The 3,871-nt window shown below is 66.6% G+C and carries 3 protein-coding genes; 2 read left to right on the top strand and 1 reads right to left on the bottom strand.

Translation table 11 applies throughout. The features are described from left to right. Positions 1-520 precede the first annotated feature (520 nt). Positions 521-772: a DUF2171 domain-containing protein gene (locus RTU05_RS17215; protein ID WP_312599536.1), complete on the top strand. Its 252-nt coding sequence runs from the start codon at positions 521-523 to the stop codon at positions 770-772. A 19-nt stretch (positions 773-791) separates the two neighbouring features. Here the strand turns inward: RTU05_RS17215 and RTU05_RS17220 are convergent, their stop codons facing one another. Next, positions 792-1,442: a DUF1345 domain-containing protein gene (locus RTU05_RS17220; RefSeq protein ID WP_312599537.1), complete on the bottom strand. Its 651-nt coding sequence runs from the start codon at positions 1,440-1,442 to the stop codon at positions 792-794. Between the two features lie 133 nt (positions 1,443-1,575). On the opposite strand from RTU05_RS17220, the gene RTU05_RS17225 reads away from it, so the two are divergent. After that, a complete protein-coding gene (locus RTU05_RS17225; RefSeq protein WP_312599538.1) occupies positions 1,576-3,747 on the top strand; it encodes a TonB-dependent receptor in 2,172 nt (723 codons plus the stop codon). Positions 3,748-3,871: the final 124 nt, after the last annotated feature.

The raw sequence follows: 3,871 nt of genomic DNA on the forward strand, positions 1-3,871 counted from the left end.
TGAATCACGCTTCAGCCTAATCCGGAATCCCTAGAGTCCACAGATCCTAGGCCTCACGCGAACTCCAAAGCCCGTGACCTGCGTGTCCCAAACGCAGAATTCAGCGGCTGCAGGCTCTAGGTTTTCAATCAGTTTCTTCGTCAGTTTCGGCATCGAAACGCCCAAAAAAAGGTAGCGTATGGGTAGCAGAAGGTGCGATTTGTTACCCGTTTCCGCGATTTGCACATCATATCGAAAAACAGGATTTTCCGCAATATTTTCCGTAGTTTGAAACAGGATGAGACGACCTGAAAAAGCCTGAAATAGGAACATTATCCTAATGGCATGCAAGAGGTCAGCGGTTCGACTCCGCTAAGCTCCACCATCAGCCTCCCTCTTCCTTTGGTTCGCCGGGGAAGAGGGAGACTGGCCATCCTCCCTGACATCTCAATCTTCGTGCCCGACTCTCGGCTGTTCGATGGGAACCTCGGCCGATCCGTCGCGCTCCTCTGCTGCAATCGCTTCAGCCAGGAGAACGACGATGAGCGAGATCAAGGAAGGCATGGACGTCATCGGCGCCGACGGCGTCCATGTCGGCACGGTGGACCGCCTGGAAGGCGACCGCATCAAGCTGACCCGGCGCGAGAACACCGGCGCCCATAGCGACCATCACCACTATATCGAAAAGGGCTTCGTCGCCGGCGTGGAGGGCGACAAGGTGCGCCTGTCGGCCAACGCCGATGTCGCGGTCACCCTGGAAGAGGAAGAGTCCGGCAAGCCGGTCGATCTCTGACCCGTTGCGGCGGCGGCGTTCAGAACAGCGCCGCCGCCAGATTTACGGTCAGCGCCAGGATCACGGCGTTGAAGAACCAGGCGATCAGGCAATGCAGGGTCGCCAGCCTGCGAAGATCGCGGCTTGAAATCTGGACGTCGGCCGTCTGGTTCGCCACACCGATGATCAGGCTGAAATGCAGGAAGTCCCAATAGTCGGCGTCCTCCTCGCCGGGGAACATCAGCCCGCCCTGATCGCCCTTGCCCTTGTCCTCCGGCGAATAGAATTCGTGGGCGTAATGCAGGGCGAAGATGACGTGGACATAGAGCCACGACAGCCCCACCGTCAGGACCGAAAAGCCCGCCTGCGCCAGAGACGGCTTGCCGCCGTGCAGCAGGGCCAACACGAGCACAAACAGACTGGCCCCCGCCGCCGTCAGGCTGAGCGGCAGGACCAGCGCCCCGGCCTGATCCAGTTCCGCCGCCCGGCGCCGGATGGCTGCCTGGGAGCTTGAGCGCAGGACGTGAACCAGCGTCAGGAGCAGAAAGGCCGCCACCCCGGCGTCCCAGCCCGCCGCCAGCCGCACCGCCAAACCGGCTGAAGCGGGCGTGGCCATGACCACGACCGCCAGCACCCCCAGCCCCAGCCACAGGGAGAAATGCAGACGGAACAGGCGCGTGATGAACCCCATGCCCCGAGATCGCGCATTTGCCGATCGCCGTCCATCGGCAAACCCAGGGGCGAGAGCGGAAAGCCGCAGTTGTCACCCGGCTGTTACGAGAGTATTGCGACGCATTCTTATAATCAAAAGCGATCCTCCCCCGATGCGTGCTCCCCTGTTCGCCCTTCTGGCGTCCGCCTCCGCCGCGACGCTGCTCGGCGCCGCCCCCGCCCTGGCCCAGCAGCAGGATGCGCCCACCACCCTGTCGGACATCGTCGTGACGGGATCGCAGGTGGCCCTGCCGCCGGCCTATGCGGGCGGCCAGGTGGCGCGTGGCGGACGGGTCGGCCTGTTCGGCGCCCTGAACGCCATGGACACCCCCTTCTCCTCCACCAGCTTCACCGAGAAGCTGGCGCGCGATCAGCAGGCCCGCAGCGTCGGCGACGTGCTGCAGAACGATCCCGCCGTGCGGCTGACCAAGGGGTTCGGCAACTTCCAGGAGCTGTATGTGATCCGGGGCTTCCCGGTCTATTCCGACGACATGACCTATAACGGTCTCTACGGCGTGCTGCCGCGACAGTATGTGGCGGCCGAACTTCTGGAGCGGGTCGAGGTGTTCCGCGGCGCCACCGCCTTTCTGAACGGCGCGGCGCCCGGCGGCAGCGGGGTGGGCGGCGCGGTCAACCTGGCGCCCAAGCGCGCGGGCGACGCGCCCCTGAACCGGCTGACGGCCGGCTGGGAAGGCGGCGATCATATCTACGCCGCCGCCGACCTGTCGCGCCGCTTCGGCCCCGATGGCGACTGGGGCCTGCGTCTGAACCTGGCCAGCCGCGCCGGCGAAGGCGGGATCGAGGGCGAGGGCCGCGACATGAAGGTGCTCGGCCTGGGTCTGGACCACCGCGGCGACCGCGCGCGCTTTTCCGCCGACCTGGGCTGGCAGGACAACCGCATCGACGCGCCGCGTCCCCAGGTAACGCCGAACGGCGCCATTCCGCGCGCGCCGGACGCCGACAAGAACTTCGCCCAGCCCTGGACCTATACCGACGAGACCCAATTGTTCGGCGCCGCGCGCGGCGAGTTCGACGTCACCGACGCCGTGACCGTCTGGGCCGCCGTGGGCGGTCGCGACGGCAAGGAGCGCAACAGCCTGGCCAATCCCCGCGCCAACGCCGACGGGTCGCTGAACGCCTACCGCTTCGACAACGGACGTCGCGATCAGGTCTTCTCGACCGACGTGGGCGTGCGCGCCGACTTCGACACCGGCCCGGTGCGCCACCGCCTGGTCGCCTCGGCCGCCCAGGTGCAGTCGCGCGAGAAGAACTCCTACGCCTTCTCCGATTTCGGCGGCTTCGCCAGCAACCTTTACGATCCGGTCTTCACCCCCGCCCCGGCCCCGACCGCCCTGGCCGCCGGCTCCTTGACCGACCCGACGGTGGTGGGCCGGACCCGGACCAACAGCGTCGCCATCGCCGACATGGCCTCCTTCCTGGACGACCGTCTGACGATCACCCTGGGCGCCCGCTATCAGGAAATCGACACCCGGTCCTATGACTACAACACCACCGCCCGCAACGGCGGCTACGCCAGCGACGCCGTGACCCCGGTCTTCGCCGTGGTCTATCGCCCGATCGACCGGGTCTCGCTCTACGCCAACTATTCGGAGGCGCTGGCGCCCGGCAAGACTGCGCCTGGCGCGGTCAACGGCGCGCCCGTCGCCAACGCCGGCGAGGTTCTGGAGCCGTTCCGCGCCGAGCAGAACGAGATCGGGGTGAAGTATGACGCCAGGTCTTTCGGCGCCACGCTCAGCGCCTTCCGCACCACCCTGCCCAGCGAATATTTCGACACGGCGACCCGCACCTATTCCGCCGGCGGCGAGCAGGAGAACCGGGGCGTCGAACTGACCGTCTTCGGCGAACCGCTGGAGGGCCTGCGCGTCCTCGGCGGCGCGACCTGGCTGGACGCCGAGATCAAGCGCGCCCTGAACCCCGCCCTGAACGGCAAGTCGGCCATCGGCGTGCCGGACTTCCAGGCCAATCTGAACGTCGAATGGGACGTGCGGGCCATCGACGGCCTGACGCTGGAGGGCCGGGTCGTGCATACCGGCGCCCAGCCGGCCAGCGCGGACAACGCCGTCGAACTGGACAGTTGGACCCGCTACGACGCCGGCGTCCGCTACGCCTTCGAGGCGGGCGGCAAGCCGCTGACGCTGCGGGCGCGGGTCGAGAACCTGGCGAACAAGAACCAGTGGGTCGCCGTTGGCGGCTATCCGGGGTCGAACTATCTGACGCTGGGCGCGCCGCGCACCCTGCGCCTGTCGATCTCGGCCGAGTTCTGAGCCCGCCCAATCGCGACACGATGCCCCCCGGTCGGAGCCACGCCCCGGTTCCGTCCGGGCCTCAACCGTTCTAGGTTCTGTGGACACTTATCGCATCCATAAGATGGTTGCGGCGAGGTGCAGG

The sequence above is a fragment of the Brevundimonas sp. genome, assembly GCF_032017145.1.
GTDB lineage: Bacteria > Pseudomonadota > Alphaproteobacteria > Caulobacterales > Caulobacteraceae > Brevundimonas.